The organism is Bacillus sp. NH11B, assembly GCF_001884205.1.
GTDB classification, from domain to species: domain Bacteria; phylum Bacillota; class Bacilli; order Bacillales; family Bacillaceae_G; genus Bacillus_A; species Bacillus_A proteolyticus.
This window is the reverse complement of record NZ_MAOG01000138.1, coordinates 49,488-68,337: the sequence shown is the minus strand read 5'-3', so window position 1 is coordinate 68,337 and position 18,850 is coordinate 49,488. Positions and strand designations below refer to the sequence as shown.

The window sequence follows — 18,850 nt, the reverse complement described above, 5'->3', positions numbered from 1 at the left end:
AGGTGTTCCTATTCATTTTTTAGCGTGAATTGCATGTGAAATCAAAATTTTATTTGTAGCACATAATAAATACAGTTGTTATCTTTTTTTAATTACATGTGGAAATAGGAAAAAGTTGATTTATCAACCTATATTAAAATAAAAATAAACCACTGTTCGATTTGAATATTCCACGATATAATGGTGAGAGTTTATATCTGAAGAAATATTTACATAAGAAGTGAGGTACTTTATGAAAAAAAGAACGACAGACATTATTTTTATTATTATTGGTGCATTTCTTTTTGCGTTAGGTGTCAATTTGTTTGTTATTCCGAATGAATTTGGTGAGGGCGGGGTAACAGGTATCACGATTATTACCTACTATTTATTTGAGTGGTCACCAGGTTTAGTCAATCTAATTTTAAATGCGATTTTGTTAATAGCCGGCTATAAATTTTTAAATAAGATCACAACAATTTATACGATTATCGCTGTAGTTACCAACTCACTATTTCTTCATTTGACAGAAGGATGGACGATTACTTCAGATGAAATGCTCGTAAATGCTATTTTCGGTGGAATATTTATCGGGTGCGGGATTGGTCTCATCATTCGCGTTGGTGGAACGACAGCAGGTACTACTATCTTAGCGAGAATGACGCATAAGTATTTAGGATGGAGTATTAGTTACGGTCTACTGTTTTTCGATTTAATCGTTGCTTTTTCATCGTATTTCATCATTGGTGCAGAAAAGCTGATGCTGACGATTATTATGCTATATGTAGGAACGAAAGTAATGGAATTTGTAATCGAAGGTTTGAATCCGAAAAAGGCCATTACGATTATTTCTGATAACCCGAATGAAATTGCCGGGAAGGTGACTACCTTAATGGGCAGAGGGGTTACTGTGTATTCAGGTCATGGCTATTACACGAAAACTCCGAAGGAAATTCTTTATATTGTTATTAATAAGCAAGAAGTAGTGAAGCTAAAGCGGATTGTTCAAACTACGGATCCGGCTGCGTTCATCGCTATACACGATGTTCGTGATGTGTTTGGAGAAGGGTTTGTTGATATTTCTAAGGCTTAATAAGAATTAGAATTAGTTTTTAAAAAGGCAGAAAATGAGCAATATTTTTTATTGAAATAATCTTAATGCGAAAATATGAGAATCTATTTTGATCACTTAATTATCAAGACCTAAATTTAAAAAAACAAATAAATTCAAGGACATTATATATTTTATATGACTAAATATGTAATGTCCTTTCTTATTCCACAATGATGCCCGTTTGTTGACGATTAATTTTCATTATGCTTTTTGTGCCGAGTCCAATGCTTTTTTTAATTCGTCCGGTTTTTGAGTGCCGATTACCACTGTATTATATTTCAACTTTAACTCAATACCTTTCTTTCCATTCATATTATAGGCCGTTTCACCCTTAAGGTTAAAACGAATTCCCCATCCTCCGAATCTTTTTAGTGGACTGTAAGTAATGCTTTCATAGTGATGTATATTTTTGAAAAGGTACTGTTTATATTGAAAATGAAAAGGAACAAAACGAACATAAAGACCTTTTTCACGGACCTCTATGATTAGCTTCAATACCCCAAGCATTAATACAGGAAAGGCAATCCCAAAAAACAACCACAAAGCAATTAACACACCATTGGGAGCTGGTTTATCTCCAAACGGGGTATCAAGGATAATTTGTTGAATGAATCCATACCACATCAGTGCGGAAATCCCCAATATGAGTATCCATACCCAAATTTGTTGTGGTCGCTGAACCTCACGAAAGATAATACGTTCTTGTTGTTTCATTAATAATCGTCACCTCCTAAATGATTTATTATAGGGAATCCTTTTTGATCCAGTAATATGTATCCTTTGTTGTTATTCTCTATGAGAGCCTCTTGTACTCTCATAGCACTGTACGCCTAAAGCAATTAACGCTCAGTCTAAAGACCTCACAACGCTTTCCGTTACGAGATACGTTAGTTATCTAAATTATACAAACTTTTCTGGATTCGGTATACATATAGAGTTTTATTTTTATTATCTGTATAAGTAATCTAATGTTTATAAGAAAAGAGGATATATGCTCATATATTGAACGTAATATCCTCTTCTTAGTTTAGTCTATTTAAAATCTATTTCAAAATGGATTCTTTTTATTTATCGTAAAATATTGGCTTGTAGGTATTATTTATGAACCTTTATTCCAAAGCTACATTATCATACAATCTGTTGTACTGTATTGTGGTTCTAATGCGTAGTATCTTTGATAACCTCAATAATTTCACTTAATGGATTTTAAAATTTAGCTCATTGCCATGAAAAAATTAATGCTGTAATTGTTTTTCTTTTTCTTGCAAAAAGTACAATTGTTTCTTAATGTAAGGATGTAGAAGGATGAACGAGAGAGGGTTTAATGAAGATGATACATATTTTATTAGCTGATGATGATAAGCATATTAGAGAGTTATTACATTACCATTTACAAAAAGAGGGGTTTAAAGTTTTTGAAGCGGAAGATGGAAAGGTAGCGCAAGGCGTGTTAGAGAAGGAAAATATTCATCTTGCGATAGTGGACATTATGATGCCGTTTGTGGATGGCTATACGTTATGTGAAGAAATCCGGAAGTATCATGATATACCGGTGATTTTATTAACTGCAAAAGATCAGCTAGTCGATAAAGAAAAAGGGTTCGTTTCTGGTACGGATGATTATATTGTAAAACCGTTTGAACCAGCTGAAGTGATTTTTCGTATGAAAGCTTTATTACGCCGTTATCAAATGCTGAGCGCTGACATTATTACACTTCACGGAACGACAATTGATCGTAAAGGTGTTGAAGTAAAGTGTAACGGTCAAACGATTTTACTACCGCTGAAGGAATTTGAATTATTATCACAACTTGCTAGTTATCCTGGAAGAACATTTTCAAGAGAAGAGCTAATTGAATTAGTGTGGGGAATGGATTTTGAAGGGGATGAACGAACAGTCGACGTTCATGTGAAGAGACTGAGAGACCGTTTCTCAAAACGAACAGATGATTTTCAAATTAAAACAGTGCGCGGGCTCGGTTATAAGTTGGAGTTGAAATAAGATGAAATCATTGTATTCTAGATTTGTTTTTATGACGGTTGGGATTATGCTACTTAGTAGTATAATTGGCTTTTTATTAACAAATGTATATTATCAGGTGAAGTTAAAACCGTACAATAGTGAAAAGATTTTAATGTATGCTGAGGAAGTAAAATCATTATATGAAAAGCAAAGTGAAGAGAATAAAGAGGCATATTTACAGTCAATTGCGAAATTAGGATATGAAATTTATATTGTCGATGACCAAAAGAATGGAAAACGTATCGGTAATGCGTTTCGTAAGACGACAATTAGTGATGATACTGTTCATAAAGTATTGCAAGGCGAAACATTTAATGGCGTTTCCACATATCCGACCCGCCTATTTATTACTGGTTTTTTCGATAATGAATTAATAAATAGTGTCGGTGTACCGGTGCAGCACGGTGATAAACAGTACGCTTTATTTATTCGTCCTGACATTCAAAACCAATTTGGCGAGATGCGAATTTTCTTAGCGGTATTACTTGGTTTTATCGTGTTATTAAGCATTATTTTTATAGCGATTGCAGCAGGTTATATCGTTCGTCCAATTCGTAAATTTACGAAGGCTACGCAAAAAATTGCGAGTGGTGAATATGAAATTGAATTGGACGTAAAAAGAAAAGATGAAATTGGTACGTTATCTACAAACTTTCAAAAGATGACGAAAAGTATAAAAGAATTGGATGAAATGAGACAGGAATTCGTATCGAACGTCTCGCATGAATTTCAATCACCGCTTTCTTCTATACAAGGTTTTTCGAAAACATTGCAAACAGAAAAGATGAGTGAAGAAGAAAGAAATCATTACTTACGAATTATTGAGGGCGAAAGTAAGCGAATGTCTAGTTTATGTAAACAGTTACTTACGCTAGCTTCATTAGATAAAGAAGAGAAAGTTCTACAAATTAAAGAGTTTCACTTACAAAAGCAAATTAAAGACGTTATTTTTATGCTTGAATGGAAATGGCGTGAAAAAGATATCGCCGTTGAATTTGATGTGCCGGATATTACAATACAGGGTGATGAAAACTTACTTCATCAAGTATGGAGTAACATCTTTACGAATAGCATTAAGTTTTCAAACGACGGCGGAACGATTGAATTTGTTGTAGAAGAATTAGAGTCAAGCGTGATGATCTCTATATCAGACAATGGAATTGGTATGGAAAGAGAAGAAATGGACCGTATATTTGATCGTTTTTACAAAGTAGATACAGCAAGAGCAAGAAACGTAGAAGGTAGTGGTTTAGGATTATCGATTGTGCAGAAGATTGTGGAACTGCATAATGGAAATGTTTCAGTGTATAGTACGAAAGGGGAAGGGACGACCGTTCAGGTTGAGCTTCCGAAATAGATGGAAAGAAAGAGGCTGTTACGGAACGGCCTCTTTTTTTGTCGGAAAGTCGATATATTTTGAAAATCGCTGATATATCTAAAAAATCGCCGATATAAATTTCACGTACTGACTTCCTACTATAAAGCCGCACCTTTCCCACACTCTTCCTTAAACCGAACCCCAAAAGTATCCGCTGTAATTTCTTCAGCTTTCGGCAATGCTCGTAATTTCGGATGAATTAGCCATACGAGAGAAATGAAGAAAATCCCAATGCTAGCGAGTGCGAAAATGAGTTGGCTACTAAATACATTTGCGGTGTATCCGCCAATTAAAGAACCAAATGGCATCGCAATTGTGCCCATACTTCGCATAACTGAGTTGATGCGTCCAATATATTGATTTGGAATTACAATTTGACTAATTGTCGCAAATAATATGTTGGTTGCACCAATCGGTACCCAAGCTAGGCCGAATAAAAAAATAGACAACCATTGAAACGGTACAACCGTAGAGAGAAACCAAAAGATAGCACCAGTCGCAAAGCCAATAATAGAGACACGGCCAACGTTACGTTTGCCAACCCATGAACTGAATACTGCTCCAATTAAACTACCTGCTGATATAGCAGCTAAGAAGAAGCCATATGATTTCACGCCTCCTAAAGAATCAGCGAAAGAAGGGAGTATGGCCATCGTCATACCGATTGAAAAATTGGCAACAACTGAACCAATTAAGAATACGCCCATTAATGAACGGAAGACGATCGAAAACCCCTCTTTTAAATCAGAGAAATATTGTTTAGTTGAAAGTGATGTATTGGTTTCTGCTTGCTTTGGCATTTTTAATGAAAAGAACAAAAGGGCAGTAATCGCAAATGTAAAAGAGTCGATTACATATAAAGTAATGGCGCCAAATAGTGCTACTAATATTCCAGAAAGAGTCGTACAAATTAAATCGATGCCTTGATATGCAAATGAGAAGAGTGAATTTCCTTTTAATAATTGTGTTTTATGCAGTAGAAGTGGTAAAGCTTTTGACTGTGCCGGGTAGGCGAATTGTTCGATAAAGGCTACGATTGGCATAATGATGAGTAGTAGTTGGACTGTTAATAGGTCGAAGTAGTGTGTAATAGGAATGATTAATATAAGAATGCATTGCAAAACTTGTGTGATAACGAGGGTGTTTTTAATGGACCATCTATCAACGAATGGACCAGTAAGAAATTGAAGTGCAGAAGGTAATAACGTAAGAAAACCTGCTAATCCAGAATAAAAAGGATTACCACTCAGCTCATATACGAGCCACATCGCGGCTACATAGTATAAGCTATCTCCTATGTTGGTGAAAATTCTTCCTAAAAATAATAAGAGGAAATTCCTGTTTTTTAATATGTCCATTTTATCTACTCCTTTATAATAAATTTATTCGGTAAAATAAATTTGACCGTTTATATAAAAAAAATCGTATTACGATTTTTCTTCTTTTTTTACAAATCGCTGCATAGCTCGTTCGTCGATTTGTAGTGCAGTAGTAGAAATGTAATAAGATTTACTATTTGGATCTTTCTCCGCGTCTTTTGTGATCTCGTTTAATTCAGCCATCAATTCATAAAACTTTTTCACCCACACTTGAAATTGGTCTGGCGTGGCATCAAACTCCCAGCAGGATGAAACGTAATTCCACTCAGCTGGATTTTTACTTACTTTTCGTAATGTAAAAGCTTCTTCTGGTGCAGCGAGAATATGGCCTTTCGTCATTTCCGTCATTTGTAAAAAGATTTGGCGACCTGATTCGCTTAATAATTCTAAATGAGGTAATAGATCTGCGGCAGGGGTGAAGCCTTTAGCGACAGATTGATAAAATTTTTGAACGATGCCATTCTTTTCTTCTGTATAAACGATTTCTATAAAACCATTTTTCTCTAATTCTTTTAAATGATAATGAATTTTCGCCCTTGAAATGCCGAATTTCTCAGATAGTAGTTGTCCCGTATAAGGACGTTCGCATAGACGCATCATCATTTCGACACGTAGTGGATCGCTTATTGCTTTTAGTTGGTTATAAGTAGTTAGTGTTAACATGGGCTTCAAAATGATCAACTCCTCAAATTAAATTACTCGGTCAATATTATTTGACTGAATTGTATCAAGGATATTATTTATTTTCAATACTTTCAGAAAATTTAATCTTTGTAATGTAATCTTCTGTTCATATTCCGTTCATAATTCTTTTTTATTATTAGTGCATAGAAAGTAAGAGGAAGGAGCGAGCGAAATGTTTTTAGCTCTGCGTGAATTGAAACAATCAAAATTAAGATACGGATTAATCGGACTTATTATGGTGTTATTATCATTTTTAGTCCTTGTGATTTCAGGATTAGCAAACGGATTATCATATGATAATGCTTCATCGATTCAAAATATGGAGGCAAATAAGTTCGTTTTAGCAGATGATGCGGAAAATAAATTACTTCGTTCACAAATTAAGCAAGATGATGTAGATAACGTAGTAAATCAAGTAGGCGAGAAAGAGGCCGTTCCGTTTCGTGTAAAAATTTCAACTTATGAAAAGAAAGATAGTTCGAAAAAAGTTGATGTCGCTATTTTCTCAAGTGAACGCGATTCATTTTTAGAACCGAAAATTGTAGAAGGTGAGAAATTAGGTACAGCAAACAATGAAATGGTTGCTGATGAATCAATTAAAGAAAAAGGAATCGATATTGGGGATACAATTATTGATCCTGTTTCAAAGAAAGAATTTATAATCGTTGGATTTACGAAAGATCAAATGTTTAGCCATACACCAGTTGTTTATGTAAATGAAGATGTATGGAGCGCTATTTCACAACCAAACCAAAAAGATTATAGTGCAATTGCACTTAATACAGATAAAGACATTAAAAATGCACATGTTATCGACAAAAAAGAAGTATTACAAAGTATTCCAGGATTTAAAGAAGAACAAGGAACATTAACGATGATCATTGCGTTCTTACTTGTTATCGCTGCGTTACTAATTGGTGTATTCTTCTACGTAATTACATTACAAAAAACACAGCAATTAGGTGTACTAAAAGCAATCGGTACAAAGAACACTTATTTAGCAAATAGCTTAGTCGTACAGGCGTTATTCTTATCAGTTGTGGCGATGATAATCAGTATTGTTCTTGTACAAGGGTTAGAACAAATTTTACCAGCAGGTATGCCGTTCTTATTAACAACACCGATGATTGCACAATATGCAGCAATCTTTATCGTAATTAGTATTTTAGGAACACTTATTTCGTTATATCAAGTATTAAAAGTTGATGCATTAGAAGCAATTGGAGGCGGGATGTAATGACTTCATTATTAAAATTAGACAATGTAAGTAAAGTGTACGGAGAAGGGAATACTGAAGTAACGGCCCTTCATCCGATATCGCTTGATGTGAAAGCTGGAGAGTTTATCGGAATCGTCGGTCCTTCTGGATCAGGGAAAAGTACGTTATTATCAATCGCGGGTGCTTTATTATCACCATCAAAAGGGGATATTTACATTCGTGAACAAAATATTACGAAGTTATCAGAAAAGGAAATGACAGACATTCGTTTGAAAAAAATCGGCTTCATTTTCCAATTCGCAAATCTTGTTCCATACTTAAATGTAAAAGAACAATTGCTTTATATTGCAAAGCTTAAAAAAGACAACAAACAAGAATCTGAAAAGCGTGCAGATCACTTATTAGCAGCATTTGGATTAGGAGAAAGAAAAAATCATTATCCAAATCAACTATCTGGTGGGGAAAAACAAAGGGTAGCAATCGCTCGTGCGTTCATGAACAATCCAGATTTAATATTAGCGGATGAACCGACTGCAAGCTTAGATTCAAAACGTGCACGTGAAGTTGTTGAAATGATGAAACGTGAAGTGAAAGAAAGTCAAAAAGCAGCAATTATGATTACACACGATGAAAGAATGCTTGATGTATGTGATCGTATATTGACGCTTAGAGATGGACAGTTAATACAAAATTAAACAATGAAAAAGGACAACAGTACATATAAACGCTGTTGTCCTTTTTATTAATAATTTAAGGTAGTTATAATAGCATTATTTTGAGAATAACGTTTTAATTTTATTGCGTGTTACTAATAAAAGTCCACCTAGAATAGATAACATTCCTAAAGCCATATTACTTGATTGCTCACTACCAGCGTTAGGAAGTTCTCTAGTATTGTTTTTCGCTGGAACAGTAGTATTGTTATTATCCGCTGTCGTTTGTTTAGGTTGTGATACTTCAGTAATTTTGTTATCTACATTTTGCTTCGTTGTATGTAACTCAGCTAATTTGTCGTCAATTTTCTTCTCAGTATGTTTAAAGTCGTTTATTTTAATATCTAGGTCTTGTTTTTTCTTTGTTAAATCGTCTGAAACAGTTTGTTTTGCTTGTTTAATTTCATTTATTTTATTTATTAAGTCCTGTCTAGCCTTTTGTAACTCAGCTAGTTTGTTTTTCACATCTTGTTTAGCTAGTTCTAAGTTAGCTGAAAGACCATCTAAATTTTGTTTGATTTTCTTAAGTTCTTCTAACGTGTTACCTGCATTCGGCTTGTTTTCTTTAATTTCAGCAAGTTTGTCCTCAGCAGTTTGTTTCGCTTTCTTTAACTCGGCTAATTTTTCATCTACTTGTTTTTTTACTTCCTTAAGCTCATTAACCTTTTGATCGATGTTTTCTTTATGCTGCTTAATTTCATTCACTTTTTCATCGACAGTTTGTTTATGTTCCTTAAGCTCATTAACCTTTGTATCGATATTTTGCTTATGCTCTTTAATTTCAGCGACTTTGTCATCTACTTGTTTTTTATGCTCTTTAATTTCAGCAATTTTATCCTCAGCAATCTGTTTATCTTGCTGAAGTTTTGCATCTAACTCTTGTTTCTGTTGCTTAATCTCGCCGATTTTTTCATCTGCAACTTGTTTACGTTCATGTAGTTCATTAACCTTTGTATCAACATTTTCCTTAACTTGGTTAAGTTCATTTAATGTTTGATCCACATTTTCTTTGTGTTGCTGCAATTTCGCATCTAACTCTTGTTTCTGTTGCTTAATTTCAGCTAATCGATCTCCAGTACTTTGCTGGGGAGTAGCATCATTTACTTCTGCATGAGTAGGGGTAGAACCCGCAATCATTGCTAAAGCTAGTGTAGACGCAGCGATTGTTTGTTTTGTTTTCATATTTTTGTACCTCTTTCCTATGAATAAACTCTATTGTGTAAAATTGAGCATATAAAAGCAGATTATTATATCATTATATACCATGTTCGGCGCTTAGAGGAAGTATTTGCATAATAATCTGTGATTATGTAATTCTTATAGTCTCTTATTTTTGGATAGGGGATAAATCTTCAGCAAGATGAACAATTTCTTCGATAGTAGAGTTTACATCTTTATTATTGCGAATAACAAACAAATAATCAGCCTCGTTTTCTACAGGATCTACTACATCTTCATGAAGGGATTCAGCCTGTTGGCGATTGAGAACTTCTTTGAAGCTGGAATAGTTACCTCTAAAAATATTTGTACTTCGCGTGCTTCGAGCCACTCTTTCATAAAGTACATCATCTGGGATGTCAAAATGTACTAATATACGTACATATTCGTTTTGTGGAAATAATTCGTTTAGTAAATATAATCTTCCGTTTTTACTGCGATTGGAATTACAAATGATAAGGTGTAAATTTGTATATTCTTTTGCATAATCAACGATGAATTTTGAAAGACCATGCTTAAATGTATTAGGGCCCTTAGTCGGCTGTAATTTTTCATAATGCGTGTTAATAAATTCGGCTTGGTTATCTTGATCCATAACGAAAGAGTGGGGTAACTCTTTTTCTAATGCTTTTGCAAATGTAGTTTTTCCGCTGTGTGTTTTTCCTACTGTGATGATGACTAATCTTTTCATATTGGCCTCCATAAGTATTGTTATAATCAGGAATGTTCGGTGTGAATCGACAATTTTCCTGCCAGAGAATATGCAAAGTGTCGGAGTGGTAGTGGGCTGAAAATTTTACAAATAAACTTATTTATTATGTAATTTACCAATATTAAAAAAGTGTGAAATAAGGTTCTCCTAGTCAGGAGGACCTTATTTTTGTTGTGAAAATGAAGGATTGTGATGTTGTCCTAATTCAAATGAACTAAAAATATTCTGTTTAGAAAGAGGCAAGCAATACTATCATTATTGAAATATGTATATGGAAGGGAATTTAATTTCGTTTATTTCTCTTGAAGTGAAGCATAAGGAATAATTACTTGAAGCTTTAAAAATCCCTGAAGTAAGGGAATGTTCCTGGTGAAAAGGAGATTTAGAGTAACTATTAATAATAGCTATTATTAATAAAAAAGATGGGAAACGTATACCTTTTATTGTTAAGTACAGCCTTTCATAATCTATGTTAAATTAATTGGAAAATTCATGGGAAAATGTTATGGTTTATTTGGGAGCTGCACATTATTTATGTTCAGTAAAAAAGGGGGATTAAAGTGGGAGCTAAAATTTTTAACGGCAGGCATATAGCCAATAGCAAGGATAAAGAATTTGTTGTTTTTATTATTGGTATGCGTATTAATAACCTATTAAAATTTTGGAAGTGGATACCAGTTTTTAACGCTATGGGACCTATGATTAAAGAATTGTATCAAAACCCACAATGGGGTTTCTTACATACAGAATTTTTATTTAGTTGGAGAAAAGTAATCTTAATTCAATACTGGAAAGGATTCGATGAGTTAGTAAACTACGCTCACGGAAAAAACCATTCATATGCTTGGAAATCATACAACAATAAGATTAAAGATAATGGGAGTGTCGGTGTATTTCATGAAACCTATCAAATAGAAAAAGGTGCTTCTGAAGCAATCTATGTTAATATGCCAAAAACAGGTTTAGCTATAGCTACCGAGCACATACCAGTATCTCAAGATACTAATACTGCTAAAAAAAGAATGGGTGAATAATTTAGAATTTTTAATATTTACTTTAGTGAAAAATGAAGTATAAGAAAGACACCTCAGAGTGTTTTTCTTTTTTTCAAAAGGACCTGTTCATTAAAATAGGAATATTATGTATGTAATTTCAATTTTCCTCTTGAAAACATACAATTTTTCGAAGTGTTAAGGAGAGCTAAAAACTTGACAAAAAAACTTATTTATGCTATAATTTACCAATATAAAAATAATGTGTATAATAGGGTTCTCCTGGCCAGGGGGACCCTATTTTTGTTGTGAAAATGAAGGAGTGTATGTGCATGAAACAAGGTGAAGCAAGTGTAACGTCGTTAGTATCAGCTTTCAGCAGGGCGTATCATAGTCAGTTTGATAATCCGAAAATCTTTGATGATTATATCGCTAAAGAATTCATATCGCCAAAAGAACGTAACGAAATTGAAACGAATATGGTTCAAGGAATACATTTTTTCAATAAAGATATTGTAGAGCAGTTTCAAGGTGATCCGAAGGAAATATTAAAATGGATTACACAAGTTCAATTATCACCAACTCCTTTAGCACGTGCGGCATATTGTGAAAGAGTATTACTCCATGAAATTACATTGGGAGCAAAACAATACGTCATACTCGGTGCTGGCTTAGACACGTTCAGTTTTAGACACAAAGAATTAGAAAATAAAATAGAAGTATTTGAAGTGGATCATCCTTCTACGCAGCAGTTTAAGAAGGAAAGAATAAAAGAAGCAGAACTAGAAATTCCAAATAATCTTCATTTTGTTTCCATGGATTTCACGAAAGGTTTTTCCGATGAACAGTTACGTAATGAAGGATTTGAAAATAAAAAGACTTTCTTTAGCCTTTTAGGTGTTACGTACTATTTAACAAAAGAAGAGCTTTCTAGTTTAATAGAGTGTTTATTCGAGATGGTTCCAGCAGGTAGTTCTATTGTTTTTGATTATCCCGATGAAAACCTATTTACGGAAAAAGGGTTGTCTAACCGAGTTGAAAATATGGTGAAAATGGCAGCGGTAGGCGGAGAACCGATGAAGTCATGTTATTCTTATTGCGAAATGGAAGCATTGTTAGAGAAGTCGGGTTTACTCATTTATGAGCACTTATCACCAGAGGACATAAATAAATTATATTTTGAAGGAAGAAATGATTATTTGAAAGCTTTTGAGACGGTGCAGTATATGCATGCGGTGAAGAAGTAGATAATTAGTATAGTGAATTTTCAGGGGAAACAATTGGGATTTCTTAAGAAAGAAGAGATTTCGTCTTGTTATTGTACACATGAACCAGTTTACTTTAATAGGTAGATTAAAATAAACTATGATATGATTAGCATTGGATTTCTTAATAAGGGGGTTTTTAAATGACGCCAGAACAAATTGTTAGAAAATTTTTTGATGAAGTACGTTCGGGGAATAATCCTGACTTTTCAAATCAATTAATGGCAGAAAAAGTATTGGCACATCAAATTGTATCTGAAGAAGAACAAACAGTTTGCAGAACACCTGAAGATTATGCTGAACATGTAAGAGAGATGATTGAAGTATACGGTAACTTTTCTTTAGAAATTCAAGAATTTTTAGTACAAGGAAGTAAAGTATATGTACGTTGGAAACAAGTAGGTATGCATGTAGGAGAAATCGATGGATATCAACCTACAGGACTTCCAATCATTCAAATAGCAAGTGCAGTGTATAGAGTAGAAGATGGGAAAATTGCAGAGTATTGGATTCAAATTGATAGGTCAGGAATTCAAAACCAATTAGAGCGCAATAAAAATATTCAGTAGTTAATTTTTAAAGCTATAAGTAGGCATGGGGAGAAATCTCTGTGTCTTTTTTTGTTAAAAAAGGAAATGAGCTGTAGTGATGGAAAATATAATTATAAATATATTGCTATATATTATATAACATCTGAATATAAAATATATATGAATCGCTGTTTTGTAGAATCTAAAGGAAAGGGGAAATAGAAGATGTTGAAATTACAAGGGAAATTCAATGAAGCGAAGGTGTTTACTACTAATGTTGAAGAGACAGCAGCAGGTCAAATTATTGATCTCTGTAACCAAGAATTCGCAAAGGATAGTAAGATTCGTATTATGCCAGATACACATGCGGGGGCAGGTTGTACGATTGGGACAACAATGACAATTCAAGATAAAATTGTTCCTAATTTAGTCGGGGTAGATATTGGTTGTGTGGATAAAGATACAGAGTTTTTATCCAAGCAAGGATGGGTTAAAATTTCTGAATATAATGGTGAAGAGGTTGCGACATATGACATTAAAAACGATCGTACCTATTTCGAAAAGCCTATTATGTTTATTAAGAAAGAAGAAACTGAATTTTATCATTTGAAGACCAAATATGGTATTGATCAAATGCTTTCTAAGGAGCATACAGTTTTAGTGGAGAAGGGTTCACACCATAGGCCGAAATCTAGAGGTGAACGCTATACTTTGACAGCAGAAGAATTATTTAACAAGCATTCAGAAGTAAAACTTGGTTTTCGTGATAATTTTATTACTGAAATACCAGACTTAGAGATTTCGACACAACTCCCATTAACGGATGCACAAGTTAGAGTACAGGTGATGGTTATGGCAGACGGTCGATTAGAGAATAAGACCACATGTGTCATTAAATTAAAGAAAGAGCGTAAAATTTCAAGAATTAAAAAACTCTTAGAGGCCGCTAACATTATGTACTCTCAGAAAACATACGACGATGTTATTCATTTTCGCTTCCAGCCGCCAATGATGGAGAAGAGAATGGATAAATTATATGAAGCATCCTTATCTCAATTGGCTGTTATTTGTGATGAAGTAAAACATTGGGATTATGCAGTGGATCAAGGAGCATATTGTAGCATTTATAAAGAAGATGCAGACTTTATACAATATGCTTTTGCAACACAAGGAATTCGTACATCTATTAATCATGACAAGAGAGAAGGTAAAGAGTCGTATCGTTGTTTAGTGGCAAAATCAAAGCCTAGAGTACAAATAGCAGGAACACCAAAGACAGAAATTCAAACTGTTTCTTCTGAAGATGGATTTAAATACTGTTTTACTACTCATACTGGATATTGGATTATGAGACGAAATGGATGTATTGCTATTACAGGTAATTGTGGCATGCAAGTAGTAGTAATCGATAAGAAAAAAGAAGAAATCAACTTCGATCACTTAGACGAAACAATTCGTAAATTTGTCCCAAGTGGTTTTCGTATTCGAGATAAGGAACATCGATTTTCAAAAATGATTGATTTTAATAGTGTAAGGGCTCCATTTACATTACAGCGTGCTCAAAAAAGTATTGGTACACTTGGTGGTGGAAATCATTTTGTCGAACTGAATGAGGACGATAAAGGAAATGTATACATTGTCATTCATAGTGGTTCGCGTAATTTAGGGAAACAAGTAGCAGAGTATTATCAAAACCTTGCTTACGAGCAACTTATTAATGTTAAATCTATTAAAGAAGAAATCATTGGGCGTCTTACAAGAGAAGGTAGACAACAAGAAATACAGGAAGCTATACGAGGGATTAAGAAGCCATTGATTCGCAAAGAGTTAGCTTATTTAGAAGGTCAAGGATTTAAAGATTACATGAATGATATGAAAATTGCTCAAAAATATGCGGAGTTAAATCGTAAAGCAATGATGGATGAAATTGTCACTAGAATGGATTGGACAGTAACAGATCAATTCACTACAATCCATAACTACATCGATATGGAAAATATGATTTTACGAAAAGGTGCTATTTCAGCTCAGAAAGATGAACGAGTAATTATTCCAATTAATATGAGAGACGGTTCAATTATTGCATTTGGTAAAGGAAATCCAGATTGGAACTTTTCTGGACCGCACGGGGCAGGACGCATTATGAGCCGTAAGAAGGCGAAAGAAGTACTTAACTTAGAGGATTTTCAAAATACAATGACAGAAGTTTGGACTACATCTGTTGCAGAAAGCACGTTAGATGAAGCACCAATGGTATATAAGCCAATGAATGAAATTGTTGAGAATACAAAAGAGACAATTGATATCAAACATATTATTAAGCCGATTTACAATTTTAAAGCGAATTAAAAGGGGAGTAACGTTTATTATTAGAAAATATAATATTGGGAAGTAGGCATTATATTTTCTAATAATCCTCTAAAATCGATGCAGTGAGCTCTTATAGAGAAACTCCAGTTAGGCTTTTAAATACGAGACTTTCAAATTTCAACCAAATGGGATGCGACGTTTTCAGCGTTATAAGGTGAAGTTACGAGAGAAAAATAAACTAGATGGAGTGTCATGAAAGATGAAAAAAATTCTTGCTATATTTGTCCTATCTGTCAGTTTACTTGTAGCTGGTATCGTGTTGGTTGATATAAAAAAGACAGTGACTCAGTCGGATGTCTCCAAAAAAGAAAAGAAGTCTATGTTTAAGGAAGTAAACGATCCTATTATTTTAGAAGACAACTTTCAATCTGGACTAGAAAAATGGAAAATAGCGATCAACGAGCCGGAAAACCGTATCAACCTAGATACTGATACGATCTCGCAGCGTGTACATATAGTAGATGCGCCCGACATGACGAGGAATTACAAAGCAGTGCAGTTCGTTGTTCCACATTCTCAAGGACAATTCCGTTCAGAAATTGCACAGCCATACGAAGAAGGGTTCCACGAACGTTGGTATTCAGCACGGATTTATATCCCGCAGGATTGGGAGTTCGACAAGAGCAGTGGCAACGATATCGTCATGCAATGGCACGCCGTACTCGGCAGTGAGCGAGTAGATCGGGATTTTCCGGAATTGGCTATTGCAGTGGAAGGTGATAGATGGAATATACAACGAGCATTTGGTTCTCCTGCGAATATAGGGCGCGATTTTAAGACATTGGATGGACTAGTGCAAAAAGGAGTTTGGTCTTCTTGGGTAATCTATGCAAGGTGGTCAGCAGGAAGTGAAGGATTACTACGAATATGGAAAGATGGAAAAGTTGTATGGGAAGTGCAAGGTCCTAATGCCTATACTAGACGTGCGCGTACGCCTTACCTCAAGATAGGGCTTTACCACCCACAGTGGAAACCGAAGTATGGTGAAGTGAAACCTGGTCCGGTGATAGAACGGAAGATTTTCATCACAGATGCCAAGATTGGAAATGAAAAGGCGACCTATCAGGATATGGTGACCAAAAGTGATTCCTTAGAAAAGGGAAAACAGATATCCGGAACAAGTGGTAGCTCCTCATCGATTGGAACGTTAATTCGAAGCTTCAGTGCCAAATAAAAAATGGTTTACGGATGTGACGTATCTATTATTTATTGTATATATCAACGATTATGGATATCTTTAATCAAAAACACTGACAGTAGCAATGAATTTTTTGTGAAGAACAAGGAAATGAAATGTAGTGTAGTGATAGAAAATATACTGATAAAAATATGACTCTTGGAAGTAGGAGGCTTATGAAAAATAATGTAAATGTCTATATAGGAGTAGTAGCAGCTATAAGCATTTTTACCCTTTCGATAGTTTTCCTTTATTTTAATCCTTACAGCAAGCAAGTGCTTGATAAGGAAGTATATATCACTGTATTTTTCATGTTCTTACTTCCTTCTTTTCTAACAGTAATTGCGGCAGTTACTAGGAAAAAAACTTTTATGATTGTTTGCTGCATTTGGATGTTACCAGGAACTCTTTATCTTAGTGCAGCTGCAATACCTACGTTATGGAATTTATATATTATATTTCTAATAATTTATTTTTTATCAATTGTTTGGATGAAAAAGAGAAATGCTTGAAGAGTATTTCTCTTTTTTATTAAGTTTTTGAAATGGAAGGATGAGGAGCGTAATGAAACAAGGATTATCTAAATTAGCAGATGTATTAGTCAACCATTCTACTAAAGTGCAACCTGGTGATCAAGTGTTAATTCAAAGTGTTACTGAAATAGATCCTATGGTAATTCGTGAAATTATTAAAGCTGTGGAAAAAGCAGGAGGATATGCGCATGTATCAATGCGCGACGTTTCTGTTACTAGGCAATTGATTTTGTCAGGATCTGAAGAACAATTTAAGTTATTTGCAGATTGGGAATGTTATCGCTTAAGTAAGATGCAAGTATATATTAATCTTCGTAGCCCTAGAAATGCATATGAATTAGCAGATGTGCCATCAGAAAAAATGAAATTATATCAAAAGATATTTGGAAAGGCACATAGTGAGGCAGTGTATAAAACGAGATGGGTGACAACAAGAATTCCGAATGCGGCTTCTGCTCAAGAAGCGAATATGAGCACTGAGGCTTATGAAAAATTTTATTATGATGTATGTACGTTAGATTACAATAAAATGTCGAAAGCAATGGAGCCATTAAAAGAATTAATGGAAAAGGCAAAACGAGTGAAGATTATTGGAGAAGGGACGGATTTAAATTTTTCAATTGAAGGAATAGGCGTTTTAAAGGGAGATGGTACGGATAATATCCCTGATGGCGAAATATATACAGCACCTGTTAAAGATTCTGTAAATGGAGTAATAACGTTTAACACAGTATCTGTTCAACAAGGTTATGCGTTTCAAAATATAAAGTTACATGTCAGACAAGGGAAAATAATAGAGGCATATGCAAATGAGACAGAGCGAATGAATCGAATTCTTGATACGGATGAGGGAGCAAGGTATATTGGAGAATTTGCACTAGCGTTTAATCCCTATATATTGCACCCGATGAATAATACGTTATTTGATGAAAAAATAAATGGTAGTTTTCATGTAGCAATTGGAGATTCGTTACAAGGTGCAGACAATGGTAATAAATCAGCGATACATTGGGATTTAGTAAACATTCAAAGACAAGAGTATGGCGGTGGTGAAATTTGGTTTGATGACGTACTAATTAGAAAAGATGGCCGTTTTATTTTACCGGAGTTGTTAGGATTAAATGAAGAGAATTTGAAAAGGTAAAGTGCTTTATTGAAATTGTGTAAAGGAGATTAAAATCCGCCATAACAAACTAAAGAATTCATTGTATAAAGTTACATTTATTTAATGCGAATAAATAGATAGCTAGATTGGCGCGGATCGGTAATTGTTGAGTGAAAAAGACAAATTTTCTTGAAAAACACTTGATTTTTTATTACATCAATCTTTAAAATCCCTCCATATAATGTGAATAGAACTAGCACTTATTTAGAAGCCTTTGAAACAGTGCATTTTGTACATGCGGTGAAGAAGTAGAGGATTAGTAGGCATGGGGAGAAATCTCTGTGTCTTTTTTTAATGGAGATTTCTCCTACAAAAGTAGTAGAAATTTCATTTGAATTTACTACCTCAGTTGGATTTATCATATATCTATTTCGATAAAATAGTAAATAGATATATCAG

The 18,850-nt window shown here is 34.2% G+C and carries 16 protein-coding genes and 3 pseudogenes; 14 read left to right on the top strand and 5 right to left on the bottom strand.

The window, feature by feature from the left end:
* Nucleotides 1-232 precede the first annotated feature (232 nt).
* The gene (locus BAU27_RS26115; protein WP_071744206.1) at nt 233-1,072 is read left to right on the top strand and encodes a YitT family protein; all 840 of its coding nucleotides are present in this window, start codon (nt 233-235) and stop codon (nt 1,070-1,072) included.
* Nucleotides 1,073-1,294: 222 nt separating this feature from the next.
* On the opposite strand, the gene BAU27_RS26110 is transcribed toward BAU27_RS26115, so the two are convergent.
* Nucleotides 1,295-1,807 (bottom strand): DUF6141 family protein, encoded by a 513-nt coding sequence (locus BAU27_RS26110; protein ID WP_071772454.1) that lies wholly within the window; start codon nt 1,805-1,807, stop codon nt 1,295-1,297.
* Between the two features lie 610 nt (nt 1,808-2,417).
* On the opposite strand from BAU27_RS26110, the gene BAU27_RS26105 reads away from it, so the two are divergent.
* On the top strand, nt 2,418-3,095 hold the full coding sequence (locus BAU27_RS26105) for a response regulator transcription factor (protein WP_083596170.1): 678 nt from the start codon (nt 2,418-2,420) through the stop codon (nt 3,093-3,095).
* A gap of 1 nt (nt 3,096) precedes the next feature.
* A complete protein-coding gene (locus BAU27_RS26100; RefSeq protein WP_071772453.1) occupies nt 3,097-4,473 on the top strand; it encodes a sensor histidine kinase in 1,377 nt (458 codons plus the stop codon).
* Nucleotides 4,474-4,592: 119 nt separating this feature from the next.
* Here the strand turns inward: BAU27_RS26100 and BAU27_RS26095 are convergent, their stop codons facing one another.
* Both BAU27_RS26095 and BAU27_RS26090 read right to left on the bottom strand, forming a co-directional pair.
* Nucleotides 4,593-5,852, bottom strand: coding sequence for an MFS transporter (locus BAU27_RS26095; protein WP_071772452.1), 1,260 nt, complete (start codon nt 5,850-5,852; stop codon nt 4,593-4,595).
* 69 nt (nt 5,853-5,921) lie between these two features.
* Nucleotides 5,922-6,545: an ArsR/SmtB family transcription factor gene (locus tag BAU27_RS26090; protein WP_071772451.1), complete on the bottom strand. Its 624-nt coding sequence runs from the start codon at nt 6,543-6,545 to the stop codon at nt 5,922-5,924.
* A gap of 184 nt (nt 6,546-6,729) precedes the next feature.
* Between BAU27_RS26090 and BAU27_RS26085 the strand changes: the two genes are divergently transcribed.
* Complete coding sequence (locus tag BAU27_RS26085) at nt 6,730-7,794, top strand: ABC transporter permease (protein WP_071772450.1); 1,065 nt, start codon at nt 6,730-6,732, stop codon at nt 7,792-7,794.
* Entirely contained in the window at nt 7,794-8,471 is a 678-nt protein-coding gene (locus BAU27_RS26080) for an ABC transporter ATP-binding protein (RefSeq protein WP_000202615.1), read from the top strand. Before BAU27_RS26085 ends, BAU27_RS26080 begins: the two co-directional genes overlap by 1 nt.
* Before the next feature lie 75 nt (nt 8,472-8,546).
* Here BAU27_RS26080 and BAU27_RS26075 read toward each other — a convergent pair whose 3' ends face one another.
* Nucleotides 8,547-9,671 (bottom strand): LPXTG cell wall anchor domain-containing protein, encoded by a 1,125-nt coding sequence (locus BAU27_RS26075; protein ID WP_071772449.1) that lies wholly within the window; start codon nt 9,669-9,671, stop codon nt 8,547-8,549.
* Between the two features lie 145 nt (nt 9,672-9,816).
* The gene (locus BAU27_RS26070; RefSeq protein ID WP_139254690.1) at nt 9,817-10,410 is read right to left on the bottom strand and encodes an ATP-binding protein; all 594 of its coding nucleotides are present in this window, start codon (nt 10,408-10,410) and stop codon (nt 9,817-9,819) included.
* Between the two features lie 569 nt (nt 10,411-10,979).
* Between BAU27_RS26070 and BAU27_RS26065 the strand changes: the two genes are divergently transcribed.
* From BAU27_RS26065 to BAU27_RS26035, 9 genes and pseudogenes are all read left to right on the top strand, one after another.
* A complete protein-coding gene (locus BAU27_RS26065; protein WP_071772447.1) occupies nt 10,980-11,453 on the top strand; it encodes a DUF4188 domain-containing protein in 474 nt (157 codons plus the stop codon).
* A gap of 290 nt (nt 11,454-11,743) precedes the next feature.
* Entirely contained in the window at nt 11,744-12,658 is a 915-nt protein-coding gene (locus BAU27_RS26060; protein ID WP_071772446.1) for a class I SAM-dependent methyltransferase, read from the top strand.
* A gap of 161 nt (nt 12,659-12,819) precedes the next feature.
* A complete protein-coding gene (locus tag BAU27_RS26055; protein ID WP_071772445.1) occupies nt 12,820-13,245 on the top strand; it encodes an ester cyclase in 426 nt (141 codons plus the stop codon).
* A gap of 186 nt (nt 13,246-13,431) precedes the next feature.
* Nucleotides 13,432-13,656: pseudogene (locus tag BAU27_RS33445) on the top strand (RtcB family protein); the annotation flags it as partial.
* 939 nt (nt 13,657-14,595) lie between these two features.
* Nucleotides 14,596-15,555 (top strand): RtcB family protein, encoded by a 960-nt coding sequence (locus BAU27_RS33440; protein ID WP_368087161.1) that lies wholly within the window; start codon nt 14,596-14,598, stop codon nt 15,553-15,555.
* Between the two features lie 220 nt (nt 15,556-15,775).
* A pseudogene (locus tag BAU27_RS33050) lies at nt 15,776-16,543 on the top strand (polysaccharide lyase family 20 protein); the annotation flags it as partial.
* Nucleotides 16,544-16,691: 148 nt separating this feature from the next.
* Nucleotides 16,692-16,824, top strand: a pseudogene (locus BAU27_RS33045) (IS3-like element ISBt2 family transposase); the annotation flags it as partial.
* 105 nt (nt 16,825-16,929) lie between these two features.
* On the top strand, nt 16,930-17,265 hold the full coding sequence (locus BAU27_RS26040) for a hypothetical protein (RefSeq protein ID WP_071772443.1): 336 nt from the start codon (nt 16,930-16,932) through the stop codon (nt 17,263-17,265).
* 52 nt (nt 17,266-17,317) lie between these two features.
* On the top strand, nt 17,318-18,430 hold the full coding sequence (locus BAU27_RS26035) for an aminopeptidase (protein WP_071772442.1): 1,113 nt from the start codon (nt 17,318-17,320) through the stop codon (nt 18,428-18,430).
* The last annotated feature ends 420 nt before the right edge of the window (nt 18,431-18,850 follow it).